Consider the following 18865-nt stretch of genomic DNA (forward strand, 5'->3'; position numbering starts at 1 on the left):
AAGTGACTATGAGACACACCAGTACGCGTGTCAACGAGGCGCGGATCCCCGCCAGCACGCCGATCCTGCGTGGGCCGAAGCGCACGTCTCCCCCACAGCCACTGTCACACCACGGTAAGCGACGTAAAAGCGACTCCACGGGCCTGTGGATAAGCCCATACCATTCCGTGCGACAAAAGTATTGACTATTCGCAGCATAAGCGCATAATGAGTTGCAGGAAGAAGGCGGGACACTAAGTCGGTCCGACAGCCGATCATCCGGGCTCATCAATAGCAAAACAAGGGGGACATCATTAGGAAGCGATCACATGGAAGAAGGCACTTGGAAAATCGACCGCGCTAGCTACGGCAGCGGGGCAACGAAAGTCAAAGCAACAGATCAGTGGGATCCACTCATGCGAGCGGCACTCAAGGAACTAGGACAGCGAGAGACGGAACGAACCGGACAGAAGATATCGGTCGTCACACTACTCGCGAACCTCAGCGTCCGGAACGGCTCGTTCGCGATTGAGAAGAGAAAGGAGCTGCGACAGATACTAATTCAACTGAAGAAGGAGAACACTCATGGCAGAAGGGATCATCAAAGGTAGTCAAATAGCAGCAGCGCTCGTCGCGTTTCGCGGTGACATGCCTGTGGTCAAGCGGTCGTCTTCCGGCCAGGCAGGGAGCCGCAAGTACAAGTACGCCGACCTCGCGACCGTGGAAGCTACTGCACAGCCACACTTGAAGAAGAACAAGCTCGCCGTCACTCAACCGATCGACGAGGCCGACAACGGCTCGACCTACCTGAAGACCATCATCCGTCACGAGTCTGGTGAGCGCGAGGGGACGCGCATCCGCGTTCCGATCGAGGGGGTCTCCCCCCAGGATGTCGGCTCCGTCATCACCTACTACCGCCGCTACGCGTTTAGCGCCGCGCTCGGGATCGCTGTCGAAGGCGAAGACGATGACGGAGACGCCGGCAAGGATGCGAAGCTACCGACCACGCGAACGCCTTCGACGACGAAGGCTGCCAGCGAGAAGCAGATCGGTCTCATCGAGACGTTGGCGAAGCGCAAGGGCAAAAACCAGGAGTGGGTGGTCAACACCCTCGAGCGGGTCAGGAGCAGTGCGGACGCGTCGACGGTGATCGACAAGCTCGGTGAGCTAGAGGACGCGCAGTAATGCAGGTCTTCGAGTACTTCAGCGACCGTGAACAGGAGATGCGCGCCGAGGGCGACATCCTTGAGCACGAGGCACAGACGGTGGGCACCTGCCGTGCATGCCTCGCCCACAGCACAACGCTCGACAGTGACGGCCTCTGCGCCGCCTGCGAGGAACAGCCAGCACGAGCACAGTTGCTCGCCCTGCTGGCACCAAGACAACTAATGGGCACAGCCCAAGGAACCACCAAGTGAGTAAAAGGCTAACCAAGATCAAGTTCCACTCGATCGCACGAGACATCAAGGACGGCCGCAGGAGCGTCGCTGAGATGGCGGAGTTCCATCACGTGTCAGGTCAGACGATCCGCGCAGTGAAACGAACGAGGACGTGGCCGGCGTTCGTCCTGGCAAAGCAACAGCGCATGTCCTACATCGCCAACGCGAAGGACCAGAAGTTCCACGACGCGCAGAAGGCTGGGCTCAACCCGGTCCGGCGTGCGGCCGCTCCGAAGCTGACGCCTAACGAACAGCGCCTTCAGGACGGGCTCGACCAGCTCGGTCGGTTCATCACCCGTGAGGAGTTCGAGACGGCCAACCGTGAGCTGCACGCTCGCCTCGACATGCAACGGGACGCTCTCATCAGCAAGAAGAAAAAGCGGTCCTGGCCGTGGGGCCGCCGCTGATGGCAGGCACGGTCGAGGGCGGGCGGAAGGCCGCGGCGAAAAACCTCGCCAACGATCCGAACTTCTATAAGAAGATCGGTCGCATCGGAGGTCGCAACGGCACTACGGGCGGCTTCGCGGCCAACCCCGAGCTGGCGAGCGTGGCAGGGAAGATCGGCGGAGCAAAGTCTCGACGCCGGAGGATCGCCGCTGCCTAGACGTCGCTCGCCACGGAGCAGTGGCGGCACACGAACACCAGGACGTCGAGGGACCGGTCAGCGTTCAGCGCGCGGATGAAGCCAGGCTCCAGCCGGCGCCGCTCACACGCGATGCAGTAGTACCGATCGAGTCCCTGCGACTCCATGTAGGCGATCACGCGGTCACGGAGGGAGTCCGGACGCTGGATCGCCTGACGCGTCGGTCGTCGACCCAAGCGCGTCGCAACGAGACGCTGCACCTGGCGCTCCGAGATCGAGAGCCCCAGCTCCTCCTTGATGAAGCGAGCTGACATGCCCTTCTGGGCGTAGTAGAGGATCTCCTCGATGTCGTAGCGGTTGTGCATAGATAGAACCATTTAAACACAGGGAGGCCGTATGGCACTATTACACATAGGCAACACGAAAGAATCAATCGATAACGCAGCAAGCGGAGTCATCGGTGTCTTGAAGGCAGGGTTCGACTACCATGCGGATCAAGAAACCGTACAGGCCGCACTTTCATCGCTAGCAAAGCTTGGTGAAGTACACAACGTTAGTGTCACGAACAGCACCTTCAGCACGAGCGCTAGCCCGGCTATAGCCATGGGTGCCGGCGAAGATCCCGAGGATGACAACGACGACGATGACGATCAGTCGGAATAGCGTCGAGCCGTAAAAGGTATCTTCTGCGACGTACCCACCAGGGGTCGCAGAAGCGACAGTAGCCAGAGCACGGAATCGCACTTTGTCAATTAGTCGGAAAGTTGGACAGCAGCCCGCGTTCGTGGCCTTGTATGCATCGCACACCACGACCGGCTGAGTCTGTCAAAGATGACGGCGACGTCGACTTTTCCACAGGTCGCGGCTCGAACCGAGCGTGCGGGGCACTAATACGTGTCGTACACCCGCCCGTTCGGCCCGAGCTGTGACATGCGGCCGCTCAGTAGAGCGTGATGATGTGCTTGTCCTCATCCAGCACAACTCGCTCCCCAGCGAAGTGCACCTGAACGATGCCGGAACCCCACTTGATCATCTCGATCACGGCCGCCGTAGCGCTGGCGTCAGCGGATCCCTTCAGCTCGATCTCGATGATCCGCCCAACATGCTCGGGTCCAAGGTCTTCCGGCTTGATGATCTCTTCAGATGTCATCAAGCCAGGGTAGAACAGAACTTCATAACTGAACACCGAAGGAGGTGACATGAACCAAAACCAACCAACTACAACCCGAAGCCGCCCGATGATCGCGCTCCTCCACCGCATCCTGCATGCCATCGGACGTTGCCCACGACAGCGCGCTGGCTACCGCTGCTCAGGAGCACCCCGACGCTGCGGGTGGAACCAGTGACCGAGCGGCGTCCGGCTCAACCGTCCATCGACGTCCCCAGCAACGCGGAGCTGCTGGAGTCGATCCTCACCGTCGAGGGGTCCTTTGGAGACAGCTACAACCGCTTCCACGCGTACTCGCTCCGCAACCTCGGGTTCCTTGCAATGCAGGGTTGCCCGCCGGAGCCCGTGGCCACGTTCAAGCGCTGGCAGGAGCTGGGCTACCACGTGGAGAAGGGCGAGCGGGCTTACTCGATCCTTCGACCGATCACCGTGAAGCTGAAGGGCGACGAGGCTGTAGAGCCAGCGGCAGACGCGCAGCACGACCAGCCGAAGATGATGCGCCGCTTCAAGGTGGTGCGTGCGCTCTTCCACTACGGCCAGGTGGCCGGCGAAGGCGAGCTACCTCCGTACGTGCCACCAACGTGGGACGAAGCAGGAGCTCTCAAGGCGCTGGACGTGACCGTAGAACCGTTCCGCCTCTTCAACGGCAACGTCATGGGGTACGCCTACGACCGGACCATCGCCGTCTCCCCTGTTGCTCCGTACCCGTTCAAGACCAAGATGCACGAACTCGGCCACGTGGTAGCCGGTCACACCGAAGACGGCGCAGATGACGAGGACGACCGCGAGGCGATGCACCGAGGCATCAACGAGTTCCAAGCGGAGTCCACCGCCTACCTGGCACTGCACCAGCTCGGTGCGGAGGCTCAGATGAACGCGAGCGAGAGCCGCGCCTACGTGAAGCACTGGCTACGAGGTGGCGATCCGAGCGAAGTGGACGTCCGTCAGGTTTTTAGCGCGACAGACCGGATCATCCGGGCCGGACAAATTAGCATTGACCCAACTGACTAGAAATGCGAATATCAAAGCAGCCCTAGAAGGCTCAAAGCGGTCAGCGTCAAAACGGTGGCAGACGTTTCAATTCGCTCGCACCTTTCACAACCGGATCAACGACAGAAATGCACGCGGGAAGCGTGAAGGAAGAACGCTAGGCCAACGTTTAGGCCGATGAGAGCGGTGGCCGAGAGGTACCGCATGGGGATGTTCCTCTCCAATAACTCTCCCAACTGCGACGTTCGAATCGTCGCCCCACGATGCAGTCGTTGATCCATCCGGCTCGTTCACCGTCGCCGCCCATGTTGAGGGGCGGGGACCGGACGCTCCGGATGGACGTGCGATTTAAGTTCCCCTTGTCGTACGTTCCAGTCTCAGGTCGACAGGCAACTACCCTCCGCCTGTCGACCTCCTAGTTCCACGCATACCTCGCAGGTGCGTGGAACTAGGAGGAATGAACTATCGAATCGATCCCTACAAGCCGCACTGATACCGCTCTGTTCGCGCTGGAGACTCTCTACGCAGTACAGCCGGCCGAGACACGCTTGGAGCACGCTGCCCGCATCGAGCAGCATCACCAAGACCTCGTGCAACGCATCGGGTGGGTGAACCTCCTCCGGGAGGACCGGACAACTGGCATACCCGAGGACGAGGCGAGTCCTGAGTTCTGGGCGTGGGCTGAGGAGATCGCGGACACCACCGACCGCGATCTTGACGAGCTGGTCCGGTCGCTCGGGCTCCAGGCGCAAGCTGCTCTCGCTCAGCTCTCGCTCGCTGGTCTGACTGAACGAACACTGCTTCTTCGGAGTCGCAAGCAGGGTGACGGGCCGCTCCATGCGTAGGGCAATGCTTCCAAACTCCGAGTCGGTGATCCAGCAGCGGGTCTGCCTCTACCTGAAGACTCACTACCCAGACGCGATCTTCCGCTCTGACTTCGCCTCAGGCTTGAAGCTGTCGATCGGACAGGCGACGCTCCACAAGAGTCTCCAGTCCAGCCGCGCCTGGCCGGACCTCGTGATCTACGAACCCAGGCGCAGCTACCAGGGGCTGTGCATCGAGCTGAAGCGCGAAGGAGTGGCGGTCTTCAAGAAAGACGGGTCCCTGCGCGCAGACGAGCATCTGCACGAGCAGGCCGCGATGCTGGCCGCCCTCCGTCACCGCGGGTACATCGCGGACTTTGCCATCGGTTACGACGCGGCCGTGCGCATGATCGAGGACTACTTCGCCTGATCGCTGGTGCGACTGCGTGACCGACCGGTCGCGCTGAACATCCACGATCAGGGAGGCGTCATGACGACAGCACTCGTTCTACCGGCAACCGAAGAACCGTACCTCTGTGACCTCACCAGCGCAGAGCAGATCCACTCACTCGTCAACGGCTGGTTCGAGATCCTCGACCTCGTCCAGCCCGGAGCGACGCTCTGGATCAACGACGAAGCCGCGCTGACCAACAAGCCCTTCAACCAGCACGCGATGTGGCTGCTCCTGGCCCACTCGCCAAGCGTCACCACGAGCCCGTTCCTCCGCGGCTCGATCGTCCTCACTGGACCGATGCGCACCAACGAGGACGGGCTGAGCGACGTGGACGACTACTTCGTCGACCTCGTCATCCGCGGCTCCCGGTTCACCGCCGAGGTGTGGCTGAAGGACGCGACCGACTGGAAGGACATGAACATGCCGTTCGACACCTGGAAGTCGGCGTACCAAGCCGTGCTGAGCCTGAAGGAGCGCTGGCCTGATGTCGAGCGCACCCGAGTTCGTCCGCTCCCCTGAACGTGAAGAGCCCCGCAGCCAGCGGGGCTTCTTCTTTGCGACACGCCCGGGATCTTGACATCCGAAGACAAAAAAGAACGTCTTCCGAAGAAACGCTCTGCACACCACAGAGCACTATAGGGCGCCATAGGGCTTGTTAGCCGTGAACGGTGAAGCGAGTCGGATCGGTCTCGGCCCCTTGTTCGGCTGAGGCGATCGTTAGTGTGGTTGCTAGTAGGGGTAAGAACGAGACGGACGCGGAAGTACGGCTCGACATCGGTGAAGGAAGGAAAGCATGTACAAGGACGAGTTGAAGAAGGAACGAGACGGCGACGCCTGGCGACGAGCAGGGGGTGTCGCAACTATCGGGAACGCGGTCGTTAATCTGATCCGCATCTTCGTCAGGGATTGAAATGGCCCCCACCTTCCGCGAGCAGTTGGGACGCTCAAGCGGAAGGTGGGGGCGTAGGTGGGCCGTTCAGGAACCGGGCTTGTAGCCCTTGCGGCGACCCTTGAGGCCGTCGGCGCGCTCCAGCACGGCGCTGAGGTTCGGCGCGAGCTTGTTGAACTCGGCCAGCGTGACGACCATCTCGGTCGTCCGTCCGTTGCGGATCTCCAGCGACACCAGGTTGGCGGCGGGCTTGAGGTCCTTGACCTCGATCGGGAGAGCGTCGAACTGCTTCGGCTCGTCGAGATCGGGGTGGCTGCGGACGATGATCGTGACGATCTCGTCCTCGGTGGCTTCGGCACCCGTGAGGTCCGAAACCCTGATCTGGCGGAACCCCATTCGGGATCACACTCCTTATGTTGGGACGGGCACCGGGTGTGCTCGTCATGCCACTACTAAGAAGCATTTGTCTCGCCCCGTAAACCGTAGAAATTACAACAGACTTAACGACCCCCGTTTGAGACAATAGAAGTACATATGCAAGACCAGTTCGACCTCACCGCCTATGTCACCGCTTCCACTCACGCGAGCGGAGTCCCTTTGAAGGTCGAGGACCAATCGGTCATCACCTCGACCGCGACCATGGTCGCAGCACGACGCGCTGAACACCTCCCCGTCGCCGCCTAACGGCGCGGGACGTCCGATCGACCAGAGCCTCGTCCGATCCGATTTCGGGTGTCTCAGCCCCCCTCGGCGCGTGGTGTGCTTGGCTACTTGTTACGTCGTCGAGGAACAGCACTCCCCGGGTGGCGCGGGCGACCGCGCCGGGCCGGATGCGGCCGCTGCCCCCGCCGACGATCGCTGCGGACGAAGCGGAGTGGTGCGGACTCTCGAACGGCGGTCTGCGCACCAGCGCGCCACCGGTCGGCGCTCCGACCAGCGAGCGCATGCAGGTGGCCTCGAGCGCTGCATCGTCGTCGAGGTCGGGGAGGATGCCCGGCAGGCGCGAGGCGAGCATCGTCTTCCCGGCGCCGGGAGGCCCGAGCAGGAACACGTGGTGCCCGCCCGCCGCCGCGACGACCATCGCCTCGGCCGCCTCCTCGTTCCCCACCACGTCGGAGAGATCGAGGCGGGCCTCCGGCTCGGACACCGTCTCAGACGGCGGCGCGGCCTCGGGGAGCACCGGCACTTCCCACTCGGCTCCGTGCCAGACGGCGGCCGCCGCCAGCGAGGAGACCGCGATCACCTCGACGCCGTCGACCAGCTCCGCCTCGAGCCGGTCCTCGACGGGGACCATCACGCGGCGCCTGCCCTCGCGGGCGGCCGCGAGCACCGCGGGCAGCACGCCCGGGACGGAGCGCAGCCGGCCGTCCAGGCCGAGCTCCCCGATATGGACGACCGCGGCGACCGACTCCGCATCGACCTCACGGAGCGACGCGAGCGCGGCCAGCCCGATGGCGAGATCGAAGGCGGAGCCGTGCTTGGGCATCGCGGCCGGCGAGAGGTTCACGGTGATCTTGTACTCGGCGATGGTGCTGCCGGAGTTGATCGCCGCCGAGCGCACCCGCTCCTTCGCCTGCGCGAGCGCGGCGTCGGGCAGGCCGATGATCACCATGCCCGGGGTGCCGTCGGCCGAGTGGGCCTCCACCCCGACCACGGCTCCCGCGAAGCCGACGAGACCGACCGCGGAGGTCCTCCCCAGGCCCATCAGGCCACCGCCCGCAGGTGCCGGATCTGCGACGGGACTCCCCCGGGAGCGACGATGCCGACCGCGTCGATCCGCAGATGCCGGGAGCGCTCGTGATGCTCGTCGGCCCAGGCGTAGGCGAGTCGCCGCAGGCGCTGCGCCTTGGCCCGCGTGATGGCCTCGACCGGCAATCCGAAGCGCGTCGACGAGCGCGTCTTCACCTCCACCACGACCAGTGCCGACCCGTCGCGGGCCACGATGTCGAGCTCGCCCTCGCGGACCCGCCAGTTGCGGTCGAGGATCTCGAATCCGTTGTCTCTCAGGTGCGCCGCCGCGATCTCCTCGCCGCGCCGCCCCAGTTCGTCCTTGTCCATGCGTCCTCCTGCCGGAAGCGTGCCGGAGCAGGAACGAGCGCTGTACGGCCGGGAGGGGATCCGGGGAGAAGAGGGCCGAGGAGGCGGGTGGGGAGGGACGTCGGGCCGGGGTCTTCGGACGCCGCCGGGGGCGGCTATGCGACCAGCAGGAGGAATCCGCGTTGCCTGAAGACGAGACCCGCGGAGCCGCGCATCCGAGAGAGCTCCGGAGCGGGGTGGGGCTCCGGGCACCGGGTCTCGATGCGCCGGCGGAGGCGGCTACGCGACCAGCAAGGGGTCCGGAGCCTGCCGCGACAGCGTCCTACTCGTCGAGCGCGAGCTCCTTGGGGAGCTCGAACTCCTTGCGGGAGAGCTCCTCGACGTTGACGTCCTTGAAGGTCAGCACGCGCACCGACTTCACGAAGCGGTCGGAGCGGTAGACGTCCCAGACCCACACGTCGCGCATGGTCAGCTCGAAGTAGAAGTCGTGCTCGGTGTCGCGGCGGACCAGGTCGACCTCGTTCGCCAGGTAGAACCGGCGCTCGGTCTCGACGACGTACGAGAACTGCGAGACGACGTCGCGGTACTCCCGGTACAGTGCCAGCTCGACCTCGCGGTCGTAGTCCTCGAATTCGTCCTCATCCATCGTTGGACAATCCTACGCCGAGCCGACGGGCACGAACGCCGGGAGCGGCTCCTCGACGCTCTCCCGCGACTTCGACAGCCAGGTCACCCGGTGCAGCGGGGACGGGCCGACCCGCTCGATCCCCGCCCAGTGCGCGGCGCTGCCGTAGCCCTTGTTGCTGTCCCAGGCGTAGTCGGCGAAGTCGTCGTGGTGGCGCACCATCTGACCGTCCCGGCCCACCTTCGCGAGCACGGAGGCGGCGGAGACGGCGGCGCAGTCGCGGTCGGCCTTCACACGGGTGACGATCGTCAGCTCGGCCGCCCACTCGCCCAGCGCGGGCGTCAGCCAGTCGTGGGCGCCGTCGAGGAGGACGACGGCGGTGGCGAGGTCGACGCCCTGGTCGGCGAGGCGCTCGATGCCCCTCGACGCGGCGCGGCCGAGGCCGGCGATGATCCCGGTCTCGTCGATCTCGTCCGCCGAGGACTCGCCGATCGCCCAGGCCGAGACCCACTTCGCGACTCCCGGCAGGAGCGCCTCGCGGCGGGCGGGAGCGAGCATCTTGGAGTCGCGGAGCCCCTCGGGGAAGCGCCCGCAGCGGCTGCCGATCGACACGACACCGACCGACACCGGGCCGGCGATCGCGCCGCGGCCGACCTCGTCGCAGCCGATGACCGTCTCGTAGCCCTGCCGGAAGAGGCGCCGCTCCTGCGTCAGCGTCGGCTCGGCGACGACCACCTAGCCCTGCCCGCTCTGCGCGTCGTCCGAGCCCTCCTCGGAGGCCTCGGTGTCGACTCCGCGGAACACCGACGGGTAGTCGTCGAGCCACGCCCACTGCTGCACGGGCCAGGTCACGAGGATCGCGCGGCCCACGACGTTGTCGATCGGCACGAAGCCGCCGCCCGGCTTGTCGGTGTTGTAGCGGGAGTCGGCGGAGTTGTAGCGGTTGTCGCCCATCACCCAGAGCGAGCCCTCGGGCACGACGACGTCGAAGGGGGTGGCCGAGACCGCCTGCACCCCGTCCGGCAGCTTCACGTAGGGCTCGTCGATCGGGTTGCCGTTGATCTCGACCTGGCCGAGCGGTGTGCAGCAGGTCACGTGGTCGCCCGGCAGGCCGATGACGCGCTTGATGAGGTGGTCGTTGCTGTCGGGAGCGGTGAGGCCGACGAGCGCGAGGGCGGAGTCGACCGCGGCCTGGAACGGCGGCACGGAGGGCTCGGAGCTCGGCGAGAGCCATCCGCCGGGATCGCGGAAGACGACGACGTCGCCGCGCGAGATCTTCACCACTCCGGGTACGAGCTCGTTCACGAGGATCCGGTCGTTCTCGACGAGCGTCTGCTCCATCGAGGAGGAGGGGATATAGAAGGAGCGGATCAGGAAGGTCTTCACGAGGAAGGAGACGAGCACCGCGACCACGAAGATGATCAGCACGTCGCGGAGGAAGAGCAGGACTCCCCGGCGCTTGCGCGGGCGCTTCTCGGACGGATCCGCCGAGTGGCGGGCGTGGTCCTCGCCTCCGGGGAGGCGGACCGGGGCCGTGCTGTCTGTCATCGCTCGCCGTCGCCCCTACTGTGCATCACCGGGTGGACTCCCCGGACGGATCGCCCCGAGAAAGGGAGGAACCCCGGTCCATCATAGGTGGACCGGGGTTCCCGAGAAGTCGTGCGGAAGCCGCTCAGGCGTCGCGCTTCTCCTTGATCTTGGCCTTCTTGCCGCGCAGGTTGCGCAGGTAGTAGAGCTTCGCGCGACGGACGTCACCGCGGGTGACGACCTCGATGTGGTCGATGACCGGCGAGTGCACGGGGAACGTGCGCTCGACGCCGACCTGGAAGCTCACCTTGCGGACGGTGAAGGTCTCGCGGACGCCCTCGTTGGAGCGGCCGATGACGACGCCCTGGAAGACCTGGATGCGCGAGCGGGAGCCCTCGACGATGTTGACGTGGACCTTGACGGTGTCGCCGGCGCGGAAATCCGGGACATCGCTGCGGAGGGACGCCGCATCGACGGAATCGAGGATGTGCATGCTGTATCGCTCTCCGTGCCCGCCACAGGTCGAACACCGTTTCGTTGATGGAAGTCGGTCGTGCCCACGTCGTCGCGGCTCCCCTGTGGCAGAGCCTGCGCGAGGCACAAGCGCTCATTCTGCCATGCCGCGTCGATCCGAGTCAAAGCAGGGTCATGAGCAGGGCAGGGTCACCCGGAGGCAGAGCCGCGCAGAGGGCGGGTCCGTCGAGAGGGCCGAGCTGTGGAGCTGGGCGGGGCCTCGCAGGAGACAGCGCCTCTCGGGACGCCCGACCCTCAGAGGACGATGGTCTGCCCGTCCTGCGGGCGCTCCGGGTCGAAGCCCTCGCCGGCGACCGGGCGGTGAGCGCCCTCGGCCTGCACGGACGCCGCCTCCGAGAAGGCGAGGAGAGTGGCCCTCGCGTCGGCGAGGAACCGCCACGCCGAGTGCCAGAAGGCCGCCACTCCGAGGACCACCGAGAGCAGGCCCAGCGCCCAGGCGCTGGGTGGGAAGAAGCCGAAGGCGATCAGGGAGAGGTGCCAGGCGCCGACCACGGCCACGTCGCCCCACGCGGGAGTGCGCGTGGGCCGGACGGTCACACGGAATGCGACGATCGCGGCCACAGCCGCCAGCGCGACCGCCAGAATGGGGAGGGCGATCACCAGGCCGAGCACGGTCCAGCCGCTCGATCCTCCGAAGACCCCGTAGCCGAGGAGGATCCACAAGGGCAGCACGATCGCCGCCGGGAACTGCCAGGAACCGAATGCCCGTCGCGTGCGCATGCACCGACCGTACCCACCACCGCTGAGCGACGGCTCAGCGGACCCCGAGAGGATCAGGATGATCGAGCTACGCACCCCCGCCGAGATCGAGGAGATGCGTCCCGCCGGCCGCTTCGTCGGCGAGGTACTGAAGGCCACCTCCGCTGCCGCCGCGGTCGGCGTGAACCTGCTGGAGCTCGACCGGCTCGCCCACGACATGATCCGCACGGCCGGCGCCGAGTCCTGCTACATCGACTACCACCCCTCCTTCGGCGCGAGCCCCTTCGGCAAGGTCATCTGCACCTCCGTCAACGACGCGGTGCTGCACGGCCTGCCCTTCGACTACCGGCTGAAGGACGGCGACCTGCTCACCCTCGACTTCGCCGCCTCCGTGAACGGCTGGGTCGCCGACTCGGCCATCAGCGTCGTGGTCGGGACGCCGCGCGAGGAGGACCTCGCCCTCATCGACACCACCACACGCGCGCTCGAGGCCGGCATCGCCGCCGCGCAGCCCGGGAAGAAGATCGGCGACATCTCCGCGGCCATCGCGGCCGTCGCACACGCCGAGGGCCTGTCCATCAACACCGACTTCGGCGGCCACGGCGTCGGCCGCACGATGCACGGCGATCCGCACATCCCCAACGACGGACGCGCCGGCCGCGGCTACCCGCTCCGCCCGGGCCTCGTCGTCGCGATCGAGCCGTGGTTCCTGCAGACGACCGACGAGATCTACACGGACAAGGACGGCTGGACCCTCCGCAGCCGCGACGGCTCGCGCGGCGCCCACATGGAGCACACGATCGCCATCACCGAGACGGGGAACATCGTCCTCTCCGCGCGGGACTGACTAAAGATGGACAGTACCGCTATCGGATAGCGAAACTGTCCACGTGCGAATCTCGGAGCTCAGCCGCAGCAGCGGCGTCAGCCTGCCCACGATCAAGTACTACATCCGGGAGGGGCTGCTGCCGCCGGGCGACGCCGCCGGCCCCCAGCGGGCGGAGTACGGGGACGCCCATGTCGCCCGCCTGACGCTGCTCCGGGCGCTCATCGAGAGCGGCGGCGTCGGCATCGCCGGCGCGAAGCGGATCACGGCCGCGCTCGACGCGGGCGTCGGTCCGACGGCGGCCTTCGAGGTGGCGCAGGACGTGGTCTCCGTGAGCGCCGACTCAACCGCGTCCGCCACCGAGGCGTCGACGCGGCGGATCGCCGAGGCCGCGGGCTCCGACCACTGCGGCCACCCTGCCGTCGCGACGGCGGCACGGGCGCTCGACGCGCTCGAGCTCTCCACCGGACCGATGAGCGCCGGCTGGCTCGAGGCCTACGCCCGCGCCGCCGCCCTCGTCGCCTCCGCCGACCTCGACGAACTGCAGGCCCGTGAGAGCGTGAGCGAGCAGGCTGCCGTCGCCGCCGTCGGCACCGCGCTCGGAGACGTGGTGCTGCAGTCGCTCCGGCGCGTCGCCCAGGCGCGCGAGACGCAGAGCCGCTTCGGCTCGACAGAGGTGCCCCGATGAGCGCCGCGACCGAGACGCCCGCGCGCACGGCCTCAGCTGCTCCGCACCGGCCGCTCCTGGTACTCGCTGGCGCGATGGCGGTCGGCGCCCTCCTCTGCGCGATCGCGCTGGTCGTCGATCCCCGCGAGTTCGGCGGACAGCCGCTCTGGGGCAAGCCGCTGAAGTTCTGCCTCTCGATCGCGCTGTACGCCGTGACGCTCGCCTGGCTGATCGGGCTCGTGCCCCGCCGGCGCCGCCTCGCCCGAGCGCTGGGCACGGTCGCGGCGGTCGGTCTGGCGGTCGAGATGGTCGTGATCGGAGGCGCCGCCCTGGTCGGCGAGCGCAGCCACTTCGACGTCTCCACTCCCCTGCACGCCGCGCTCTGGGCCTCGATGGCCGTCTCGATCGTGGTGGTCTGGCTGGCGACGCTGGTCCTCGCCGCCCTCCTGGCGCGGGTGCCGCTCGGCGACCCTGCGCTGACGCTCGCCGTCCGCGTCGGACTCGTGATCGGGCTCGTCGGGATGGCCCTCGCGTTCCTGATGACGGGGCCCTCGCCCGGCCAGATCAGCGACTACCAGGGCGTCGTCGGTGCGCACGCCGTCGGAGTCGCGGACGGCGGACCCGGCCTCCCCCTCCTGGGCTGGAGCACCACGGGGGGCGATCTGCGCATCCCGCACTTCGTCGGGATGCACGCTCTGCAGGGGCTCCCGCTGCTCGCGCTGCTGCTCGGACGGCTGGCACCCCGGATCCCCGTGCTGCGCCTCGGATGCACCCGGCTGCGGCTCGTCGCCCTGGCCTCGGCGGGCTGGGCGGCCGCGGTGGCCCTCACCTGCTGGCAGGCGCTGCGCGGACAGGCGCTGACCGCACCGGACGCGCTGACCGTCGCCGTCGCTACTGTGGCCGTGATCGCCCTCGCCGGAGGGACGATCCTCACCCTCGCACGAACGGAGGCCCGCGCATGAGCCGGCTGCACCGCGGCTGGACGCCGCTCGGGATCGTCTACCTCGTCCTCGCCCTCGCCGGGCTGATCGGGACCTGGACCTGGAACGTGAGGGCGATGCAGGAGGGCGCGGACCTGCTCGCCGGCCTCGCCGCAGGCGGGCCGTGGGTGTCGTCGTTCTCGACCGACCTGCTGGTCGTCGCGATCGCAGCCGTCGCCTTCATGGTGGTGGAGGGCCGCCGGATCGGGATGCGCCGCGTGTGGATCCTGGTGCTGCTCGCGCCGCTGGTCGCCCTCGCGTTCGCGTTCCCCCTCTTCCTCGCCCTCCGCGACCGGCACCTGGCCCTCGCGGCCCGGTGACCTGCGGCTCGGGGCTAGGGAAGCAGTTCGGGGCGGACGCGGCGGGTGCGCTCGACGCTCTGCTCGTGGCGCCAGGCGGCGATCGCCCCGTGGTTGCCGCTGAGGAGCACCGGAGGGACGTCGAGGCCCCGCCAGGAGGCCGGCTTGGTGTAGCTCGGGTACTCGAGCAGCCCGTCGGAGTGGCTCTCCTCGACCAGGCTCGCCGGGTTGCCGACGACGCCCGGTACCAGGCGTCCGACGGCCTCGATCATCGCCATCACGGCGACCTCTCCTCCGTTGAGGACGTAGTCGCCGAGGCTGATCAGCCGGACCCGCGCGCGCTCGGCGGTGTGGTCCACGACGCGCTGGTCGATGCCCTCGTAGCGGCCGCAGCCGAAGACGAGGGTGGACTCCTCCGCGAGCTCGCGGGCGGTCGCCTGGCTGAACAGCTCGCCCGCGGGCGATGGGAAGATCACGACGGGGTCGTCCGAACCGTCGAGGATCGTGTCGAGCGCCTCGCCCCACGGCTCCGGTCGCATCACCATGCCCGCGCCGCCGCCGTAGGGCGTGTCGTCGACGGTGCGGTGGCGGTCGTGGGTGAAGTCGCGCAGGTCGTGCACGCCGAGCTCGATCAGCCCGCTCTGCCGCGCACGGCCGAGCAGGCTGATGTCGAGCACGCCGAAGAACTCCGGGAAGATCGTGACGATGTCGATCCTCACGACCGGGGCTCCTCCTCGGAGGCGGCGTCGGAGGCGGCCGAGGTCTCGTCGTCGGCGGGCTCCTCGAGAGCGGCGTCCGCGTCAGCGGACGCGTCCGGCTCGTCGGCGTCCGCAGGCGCGCTCAGCGCCGGGTCCGCCAGGTCGACGCCGCTGAGGTCGACCGCGGCGGGCTCCTCCTCGGGAGCCTCCTCGAACAGGCCGATCGGAGGCGTGACCGTGACGATCCCGGCCGCGGCGTCGACGGAGGGGACGATCGCGTTCACGAACGGCACCATCACCTCGCCGGAGGGGGTACCGACGATGAGCAGGTCCTGCGCGGGGAAGTGGTCGACGCGGCGGACGGTGCCGACCTCGACGCCGTCGCGGACGACCTTCATGCCGACCAGCTGGTAGTCGTACCAGGAGTCGTCCTCGCCCGGCTGGGTCTGCACCTCCTCGTCGATCCAGAGGATCGCCTTCAGGAGGGTCTCAGCGGCGTTGCGGTCGTCGACGCCTCGGAAGAACGCGACGGGGTGGCTGTTGTACCAGCGCAGCTCGACGAGCTCGAGCTTCTTGCCGTGCCACTCGGAGGTGCGCGGGACCTGCAGCGTGAACGTGGATCCGGGGGTGAAGCGCTTGTCGGGCTCGTCCGTGTAGAGCTCGAGCTTGATGGCGCCCTTGAGCCCGTGTGCCTTGGTGAGTCGGGCGACGCGGAGCTGCGTCGTGCCCGGTCCGGTGACCGACACCTCTACTTGTCGGTGTCGACGACGTCGACGCGCACGCGGCGCCCGTCGGCGAGCGCGGCGACGAGAGTGCGGACGGCCTTGGCGGTGCGACCGGAGCGTCCGATCACGCGGCCGAGGTCCTCGGGGTGCACACGCACCTCGAGGACCTCTCCGCGCGGGGAGCTCGTGGCCACGACACTGACCTCATCGGGGTTCTCGACGATCCCCTTGACGAGGTGTTCGACGGCGGGAGCGAGCACTGACTACGCCTCGGTGGAGGTCTCGTCGGCGGTGTCCTCGACCGGGGCGGCCTTGGCCGGAGCCTCGGACTTCGGCTTGAGGACGGGCTTCTTCTTCGCGTCGACGACGAACGGAGCCTTGGGCTCCTTCACCTGGACGGTGCTGACGGCGTCGGCGTCGCCCTTGAAGCGGCCCCAGTCGCCGGTCAGCTTGAGGATCGCGGCGACCTGCTCGGTCGGCTGCGCGCCGACTCCGAGCCAGTACTGCGCGCGCTCCGAGTCGACCTGGATGAACGAGGGCTGCTCGGTCGGGTGGTACTTGCCGATCTCCTCGATCACGCGGCCGTCGCGCTTGGTGCGCGAGTCGGCGACGACGATGCGGTAGTAGGGCGCCCGGATCTTGCCGAGGCGCTTCAGACGAATCTTGACAGCCACAATTCTCCTGTGTGGTCGTTGACCGGTGTCCGGTCGATGATGGATGAACTGAGCCGTGAGCGTGGGGGCACACCCGGCGGAAGCTCGAGGGGGTTTCGTCGGCGGTGAGTAGAGGGTCGACCGCCTCGGACCCGACGGATCATTCTGCCAGAAAAACCGCCCCGGTGCGGGCCCGGCACGCCGCCGACCAGCGGCACCCTCGCGGGAGCGGGCCGCGCGGGACCCGGATGGCCTCCGCCGGGGCTCGGAGTCCGCCCCGGCCGCAGGTGGCAGGATGGCGAGGCGCGTCCCGATCGGCGGACGCCCGGATCCGATGAGGACCACGCCATGGAGATCAGCTTCGCCGCATCAGACCGCTCGACGCTCGGGATCGAGTGGGAGGTCGCGATCGTCGACCGGCAGACGGGCGATCTCGCCAACGTCGCCGATGTGGTGCTGGAGGCGCTCCGCAGCGACGACGGCGCCCCGCACCAGCACATCACCGGCGAGCTCCTGCGCAACACGGTCGAGCTGGTCTCCGGAGTGCACACCTCCGTCCGCGACGCCGTCGCCGACCTGCAGGACCAGCTGCGGCAGGTGCGCGAGATCACCGACCCCATGGGACTCGACCTCGTGTGCTCGGGCACGCACCCGTTCGCGCAGTGGTTCGACCAGGCCATCACGGACAAGGAGCGGTACCACCGCCTCATCGACCGGACCCAGTGGTGGGGCCGGAACATGATGATCTGGGGCATCCACGTGCACGTCGGCATCGAGCACCGCGACAAGGTGCTGCCGATCCTCAACTCCCTGCTCGACTACTATCCGCACCTGCAGGCGCTCTCGGCGTCGAGCCCGTTCTGGGGCGGAGTCGACACGGGCTACGCCTCGAACCGCGCGCTGATGTTCCAGCAGCTGCCGACGGCGGGCCTGCCTCCGCAGTTCGGTGCCTGGGCGAACTACGAGGAGTACGTCGACGACATGATGCGCACCGGCGTCATCGACGACCACACGGAGGTCCGCTGGGACATCCGCCCCTCGCCGCAGTGGGGAACGCTCGAGATGCGCGCATGCGACGGCCTCTCCTCCGCGGAGGAGATCGGAGCGGTCGCCGCGCTGATCCAGTGCCTCGTCGAGCACCTCTCGTCGCGGCTGGACGCGGGCGAGGACCTTCCGACGATGCAGCCCTGGTACGTGCGCGAGAACAAGTGGCGCGCGGCCCGCTACGGGCTCGACGCCGAGATCATCCTCGACGCCGCTGGAGCGGAGCGCCTGGTCACCGACGACATCCGCGACCTGCTCGTCACCCTCGCACCGGTCGCCGAGCGTCTCGACTGCGTGAAGGAGCTCGGCGACGTCGAGCTGATCCTGGTCGCGGGAGCGAGCTATCAGCGCCAGCTGCGGACGGCCGCGGCGAACGACGGCGACCTCAAGGCGGTGGTCCGGGCGCTCGCGGGCGAGCTGCGCGACGGGCTCCGGGATCCCCGCTCATGACGCGTCCCGTCCTCCTCGCCGCAGCCGCGATCGGCGCCCTGGCCCTCGGCCTCGCCGGCTGCTCGTCCTCGACGACGACCGGCCCGGCGACCGCGTCCCCCACCGGCACCGCCACTCCCCTCCCGACCGTCACCGCCGATCCGCTGCCGCTCTCGATCGGCGGCTCTCTTCCCGCCGGCTCCCGGGTGACGATCGTCGGCGACAGCATCGTGCGCGGTCTGACGGTCGACCCGGAGCAGGCCTGGCCCGCTCTCGTCGGCGACGACCTCGGCTGGGAGGTCACGAACCTGGGCTGCGACGGCGGCGGGTTCATCGAGCCGGGTGACTGCGGCGTCGCGATCGGCGACCGCGCGGAGGAGATCGCCGACACCCGGCCCGATGCGATCGTGCTGATCGCCAGCAGCAACGATCTCGGCTGGGATCCGGAGGACGTGGACGCCGCGATCGGGCCGGCAGTGGACGCGATCGTGTCCGCCTCGCCCTCGGCCCGGCTCATCGCGCTCGACTCGGTCTGGGGCCCCGACCCGCGCCCCTCCGATCTCGACGAGTACGACGCGGCGCTGGTCGAGGCCGTGACGGCCGCCGGCGGCGGTGCGCTCGAGTACCCGGACCCCCTCCGCGAGGACGGGCTGCTCGGCGAGGACGGCGTGCATCCCACCGTCGAGGGCCAGCGCGCCCTGGCCGACGCGTTCGAGGTGGCGGCCGAGAAGTCCGGCCTCGCCCGGGCGGTGCCGACCGGCCAGAAGGCGACGGACGCGCCGCCGGCCTGACTCCGACGCGGGGCGCCGCCCTGACG

At 67.8% G+C, this 18865-nt stretch carries 28 protein-coding genes; 14 read left to right on the forward strand and 14 right to left on the reverse strand.

All coding sequences use genetic code 11. The annotated features are described in order from the left end of the window. The first annotated feature begins 308 nt into the window (after positions 1-308). The 5 genes from C5C71_RS17205 (at position 309) to C5C71_RS01920 (ending at position 2022) form a co-directional block, all read left to right on the forward strand. Positions 309-590 (forward strand): hypothetical protein, encoded by a 282-nt coding sequence (locus tag C5C71_RS17205; protein WP_146084402.1) that lies wholly within the window; start codon positions 309-311, stop codon positions 588-590. Continuing rightward, entirely contained in the window at positions 565-1164 is a 600-nt protein-coding gene (locus tag C5C71_RS01905) for an ERF family protein (protein ID WP_104337042.1), read from the forward strand. Before C5C71_RS17205 ends, C5C71_RS01905 begins: the two co-directional genes overlap by 26 nt. Then, positions 1164-1397 carry a hypothetical protein gene (locus C5C71_RS01910; RefSeq protein WP_104337043.1) on the forward strand — a complete coding sequence of 78 codons (234 nt, stop codon included), beginning with the start codon at positions 1164-1166 and terminating at the stop codon, positions 1395-1397. The genes C5C71_RS01905 and C5C71_RS01910 overlap by 1 nt, the downstream gene beginning before the upstream one ends. Positions 1398-1564: 167 nt before the next feature. Then, on the forward strand, positions 1565-1825 hold the full coding sequence (locus C5C71_RS17210) for a hypothetical protein (RefSeq protein WP_146084403.1): 261 nt from the start codon (positions 1565-1567) through the stop codon (positions 1823-1825). Continuing rightward, complete coding sequence (locus C5C71_RS01920) at positions 1825-2022, forward strand: general stress protein (RefSeq protein ID WP_104337045.1); 198 nt, start codon at positions 1825-1827, stop codon at positions 2020-2022. Before C5C71_RS17210 ends, C5C71_RS01920 begins: the two co-directional genes overlap by 1 nt. Here the strand turns inward: C5C71_RS01920 and C5C71_RS01925 are convergent. Together C5C71_RS01925 and C5C71_RS01930 are read right to left on the reverse strand one after the other, a co-directional pair. Continuing rightward, on the reverse strand, positions 2019-2366 hold the full coding sequence (locus C5C71_RS01925) for a hypothetical protein (RefSeq protein WP_104337046.1): 348 nt from the start codon (positions 2364-2366) through the stop codon (positions 2019-2021). The two genes, C5C71_RS01920 and C5C71_RS01925, sit on opposite strands and share 4 nt — an antisense overlap. 575 nt (positions 2367-2941) lie before the next feature. After that, positions 2942-3151 (reverse strand): hypothetical protein, encoded by a 210-nt coding sequence (locus C5C71_RS01930; RefSeq protein ID WP_146084404.1) that lies wholly within the window; start codon positions 3149-3151, stop codon positions 2942-2944. A gap of 192 nt (positions 3152-3343) precedes the next feature. Between C5C71_RS01930 and C5C71_RS01935 the strand changes: the two genes are divergently transcribed. The 3 genes from C5C71_RS01935 to C5C71_RS01950 all read left to right on the forward strand — a co-directional run bounded on the left by C5C71_RS01935 (position 3344) and on the right by C5C71_RS01950 (position 5935). Beyond that, positions 3344-4180 (forward strand): ArdC-like ssDNA-binding domain-containing protein, encoded by an 837-nt coding sequence (locus C5C71_RS01935; protein ID WP_104337048.1) that lies wholly within the window; start codon positions 3344-3346, stop codon positions 4178-4180. An 849-nt stretch (positions 4181-5029) separates the two neighbouring features. Further along, the gene (locus tag C5C71_RS01945) at positions 5030-5392 is read left to right on the forward strand and encodes a hypothetical protein (protein ID WP_146084406.1); all 363 of its coding nucleotides are present in this window, start codon (positions 5030-5032) and stop codon (positions 5390-5392) included. A 60-nt stretch (positions 5393-5452) separates the two neighbouring features. Beyond that, positions 5453-5935 (forward strand): DUF3846 domain-containing protein, encoded by a 483-nt coding sequence (locus C5C71_RS01950; protein WP_146084407.1) that lies wholly within the window; start codon positions 5453-5455, stop codon positions 5933-5935. A 457-nt stretch (positions 5936-6392) separates the two neighbouring features. Here C5C71_RS01950 and C5C71_RS01955 read toward each other — a convergent pair whose 3' ends face one another. The 8 genes from C5C71_RS01955 to C5C71_RS01990 form a co-directional block, all read right to left on the reverse strand. After that, positions 6393-6701: a hypothetical protein gene (locus tag C5C71_RS01955; protein ID WP_104337052.1), complete on the reverse strand. Its 309-nt coding sequence runs from the start codon at positions 6699-6701 to the stop codon at positions 6393-6395. 226 nt (positions 6702-6927) lie between these two features. After that, the gene (locus C5C71_RS01960; protein WP_104337053.1) at positions 6928-8010 is read right to left on the reverse strand and encodes an ATP-binding protein; all 1083 of its coding nucleotides are present in this window, start codon (positions 8008-8010) and stop codon (positions 6928-6930) included. Further along, entirely contained in the window at positions 8010-8363 is a 354-nt protein-coding gene (locus C5C71_RS01965; protein ID WP_104223901.1) for a YraN family protein, read from the reverse strand. Before C5C71_RS01965 ends, C5C71_RS01960 begins: the two co-directional genes overlap by 1 nt. A gap of 301 nt (positions 8364-8664) precedes the next feature. Further along, positions 8665-8988, reverse strand: a complete 324-nt coding sequence (locus tag C5C71_RS01970; protein WP_055792576.1) for a DUF2469 domain-containing protein — start codon at positions 8986-8988, stop codon at positions 8665-8667. Between the two features lie 12 nt (positions 8989-9000). Next, on the reverse strand, positions 9001-9702 hold the full coding sequence (locus C5C71_RS01975) for a ribonuclease HII (RefSeq protein WP_104250529.1): 702 nt from the start codon (positions 9700-9702) through the stop codon (positions 9001-9003). Then, positions 9703-10515 (reverse strand): signal peptidase I, encoded by an 813-nt coding sequence (gene lepB, locus C5C71_RS01980; RefSeq protein ID WP_104226871.1) that lies wholly within the window; start codon positions 10513-10515, stop codon positions 9703-9705. A 124-nt stretch (positions 10516-10639) separates the two neighbouring features. Continuing rightward, positions 10640-10987 carry a 50S ribosomal protein L19 gene (gene rplS / locus C5C71_RS01985; protein WP_104223904.1) on the reverse strand — a complete coding sequence of 116 codons (348 nt, stop codon included), beginning with the start codon at positions 10985-10987 and terminating at the stop codon, positions 10640-10642. 275 nt (positions 10988-11262) lie between these two features. After that, complete coding sequence (locus C5C71_RS01990) at positions 11263-11748, reverse strand: hypothetical protein (protein WP_104337054.1); 486 nt, start codon at positions 11746-11748, stop codon at positions 11263-11265. Between the two features lie 58 nt (positions 11749-11806). On the opposite strand from C5C71_RS01990, the gene map reads away from it, so the two are divergent. The 4 genes from map to C5C71_RS02010 are packed head-to-tail and all read left to right on the forward strand — an operon-like array spanning position 11807 to position 14520. Further along, on the forward strand, positions 11807-12574 hold the full coding sequence (gene map / locus C5C71_RS01995) for a type I methionyl aminopeptidase (RefSeq protein ID WP_104223906.1): 768 nt from the start codon (positions 11807-11809) through the stop codon (positions 12572-12574). 43 nt (positions 12575-12617) lie between these two features. Continuing rightward, the gene (locus C5C71_RS02000) at positions 12618-13241 is read left to right on the forward strand and encodes a MerR family transcriptional regulator (protein WP_104223907.1); all 624 of its coding nucleotides are present in this window, start codon (positions 12618-12620) and stop codon (positions 13239-13241) included. Then, entirely contained in the window at positions 13238-14182 is a 945-nt protein-coding gene (locus C5C71_RS02005) for a hypothetical protein (protein WP_104337055.1), read from the forward strand. Before C5C71_RS02000 ends, C5C71_RS02005 begins: the two co-directional genes overlap by 4 nt. After that, complete coding sequence (locus C5C71_RS02010) at positions 14179-14520, forward strand: DUF2834 domain-containing protein (protein WP_104223909.1); 342 nt, start codon at positions 14179-14181, stop codon at positions 14518-14520. Before C5C71_RS02005 ends, C5C71_RS02010 begins: the two co-directional genes overlap by 4 nt. Positions 14521-14534: 14 nt before the next feature. Here the strand turns inward: C5C71_RS02010 and trmD are convergent, their stop codons facing one another. Genes trmD through rpsP form a run of 4 tightly spaced genes read right to left on the reverse strand, consistent with a single transcriptional unit; the run spans position 14535 to position 16596 of the window. Then, a complete protein-coding gene (gene trmD, locus C5C71_RS02015) occupies positions 14535-15218 on the reverse strand; it encodes a tRNA (guanosine(37)-N1)-methyltransferase TrmD (RefSeq protein WP_104223910.1) in 684 nt (227 codons plus the stop codon). Beyond that, positions 15215-15943: a ribosome maturation factor RimM gene (gene rimM / locus C5C71_RS02020; RefSeq protein WP_104223911.1), complete on the reverse strand. Its 729-nt coding sequence runs from the start codon at positions 15941-15943 to the stop codon at positions 15215-15217. The genes trmD and rimM overlap by 4 nt, the downstream gene beginning before the upstream one ends. A 2-nt stretch (positions 15944-15945) precedes the next feature. Continuing rightward, positions 15946-16182 (reverse strand): RNA-binding protein, encoded by a 237-nt coding sequence (locus tag C5C71_RS02025; protein ID WP_068210678.1) that lies wholly within the window; start codon positions 16180-16182, stop codon positions 15946-15948. A 3-nt stretch (positions 16183-16185) separates the two neighbouring features. Then, a complete protein-coding gene (gene rpsP / locus C5C71_RS02030) occupies positions 16186-16596 on the reverse strand; it encodes a 30S ribosomal protein S16 (protein WP_104223912.1) in 411 nt (136 codons plus the stop codon). Positions 16597-16923: 327 nt separating this feature from the next. Here rpsP and C5C71_RS02035 point away from each other — a divergent pair, with 327 nt between their 5' ends. Both C5C71_RS02035 and C5C71_RS02040 read left to right on the forward strand, forming a co-directional pair. After that, the gene (locus C5C71_RS02035) at positions 16924-18069 is read left to right on the forward strand and encodes a glutamate--cysteine ligase (protein WP_104260574.1); all 1146 of its coding nucleotides are present in this window, start codon (positions 16924-16926) and stop codon (positions 18067-18069) included. Then, positions 18066-18839 (forward strand): SGNH/GDSL hydrolase family protein, encoded by a 774-nt coding sequence (locus C5C71_RS02040; RefSeq protein WP_104337056.1) that lies wholly within the window; start codon positions 18066-18068, stop codon positions 18837-18839. The genes C5C71_RS02035 and C5C71_RS02040 overlap by 4 nt, the downstream gene beginning before the upstream one ends. Positions 18840-18865 lie beyond the last annotated feature (26 nt).

The sequence above is a fragment of the Rathayibacter sp. AY1C1 genome (assembly GCF_002932105.1).
Classification (GTDB): domain Bacteria; phylum Actinomycetota; class Actinomycetes; order Actinomycetales; family Microbacteriaceae; genus Rathayibacter.

Excerpts from the sequence above, each read along its gene's own strand:
- C5C71_RS17205 (WP_146084402.1), top strand. The coding sequence starts at position 309 with ATGGAAGAAGGCACTTGGAAAATCGACCGCGCTAGCTACGGCAGCGGG.
- C5C71_RS01905 (WP_104337042.1), top strand. The coding sequence starts at position 565 with ATGGCAGAAGGGATCATCAAAGGTAGTCAAATAGCAGCAGCGCTCGTC.
- C5C71_RS01910 (WP_104337043.1), top strand. The coding sequence starts at position 1,164 with ATGCAGGTCTTCGAGTACTTCAGCGACCGTGAACAGGAGATGCGCGCC.
- C5C71_RS17210 (WP_146084403.1), top strand. The coding sequence starts at position 1,565 with ATGTCCTACATCGCCAACGCGAAGGACCAGAAGTTCCACGACGCGCAG.
- C5C71_RS01920 (WP_104337045.1), top strand. The coding sequence starts at position 1,825 with ATGGCAGGCACGGTCGAGGGCGGGCGGAAGGCCGCGGCGAAAAACCTC.
- C5C71_RS01925 (WP_104337046.1), bottom strand. The coding sequence starts at position 2,366 with ATGCACAACCGCTACGACATCGAGGAGATCCTCTACTACGCCCAGAAG.
- C5C71_RS01930 (WP_146084404.1), bottom strand. The coding sequence starts at position 3,151 with ATGACATCTGAAGAGATCATCAAGCCGGAAGACCTTGGACCCGAGCAT.
- C5C71_RS01950 (WP_146084407.1), top strand. The coding sequence starts at position 5,453 with ATGACGACAGCACTCGTTCTACCGGCAACCGAAGAACCGTACCTCTGT.
- C5C71_RS01955 (WP_104337052.1), bottom strand. The coding sequence starts at position 6,701 with ATGGGGTTCCGCCAGATCAGGGTTTCGGACCTCACGGGTGCCGAAGCC.
- C5C71_RS01960 (WP_104337053.1), bottom strand. The coding sequence starts at position 8,010 with ATGGGCCTGGGGAGGACCTCCGCGGTCGGTCTCGTCGGCTTCGCGGGA.
- C5C71_RS01965 (WP_104223901.1), bottom strand. The coding sequence starts at position 8,363 with ATGGACAAGGACGAACTGGGGCGGCGCGGCGAGGAGATCGCGGCGGCG.
- C5C71_RS01970 (WP_055792576.1), bottom strand. The coding sequence starts at position 8,988 with ATGGATGAGGACGAATTCGAGGACTACGACCGCGAGGTCGAGCTGGCA.
- lepB (WP_104226871.1), bottom strand. The coding sequence starts at position 10,515 with ATGACAGACAGCACGGCCCCGGTCCGCCTCCCCGGAGGCGAGGACCAC.
- rplS (WP_104223904.1), bottom strand. The coding sequence starts at position 10,987 with ATGCACATCCTCGATTCCGTCGATGCGGCGTCCCTCCGCAGCGATGTC.
- C5C71_RS01990 (WP_104337054.1), bottom strand. The coding sequence starts at position 11,748 with ATGCGCACGCGACGGGCATTCGGTTCCTGGCAGTTCCCGGCGGCGATC.
- map (WP_104223906.1), top strand. The coding sequence starts at position 11,807 with ATGATCGAGCTACGCACCCCCGCCGAGATCGAGGAGATGCGTCCCGCC.
- C5C71_RS02005 (WP_104337055.1), top strand. The coding sequence starts at position 13,238 with ATGAGCGCCGCGACCGAGACGCCCGCGCGCACGGCCTCAGCTGCTCCG.
- C5C71_RS02010 (WP_104223909.1), top strand. The coding sequence starts at position 14,179 with ATGAGCCGGCTGCACCGCGGCTGGACGCCGCTCGGGATCGTCTACCTC.
- C5C71_RS02035 (WP_104260574.1), top strand. The coding sequence starts at position 16,924 with ATGGAGATCAGCTTCGCCGCATCAGACCGCTCGACGCTCGGGATCGAG.
- C5C71_RS02040 (WP_104337056.1), top strand. The coding sequence starts at position 18,066 with ATGACGCGTCCCGTCCTCCTCGCCGCAGCCGCGATCGGCGCCCTGGCC.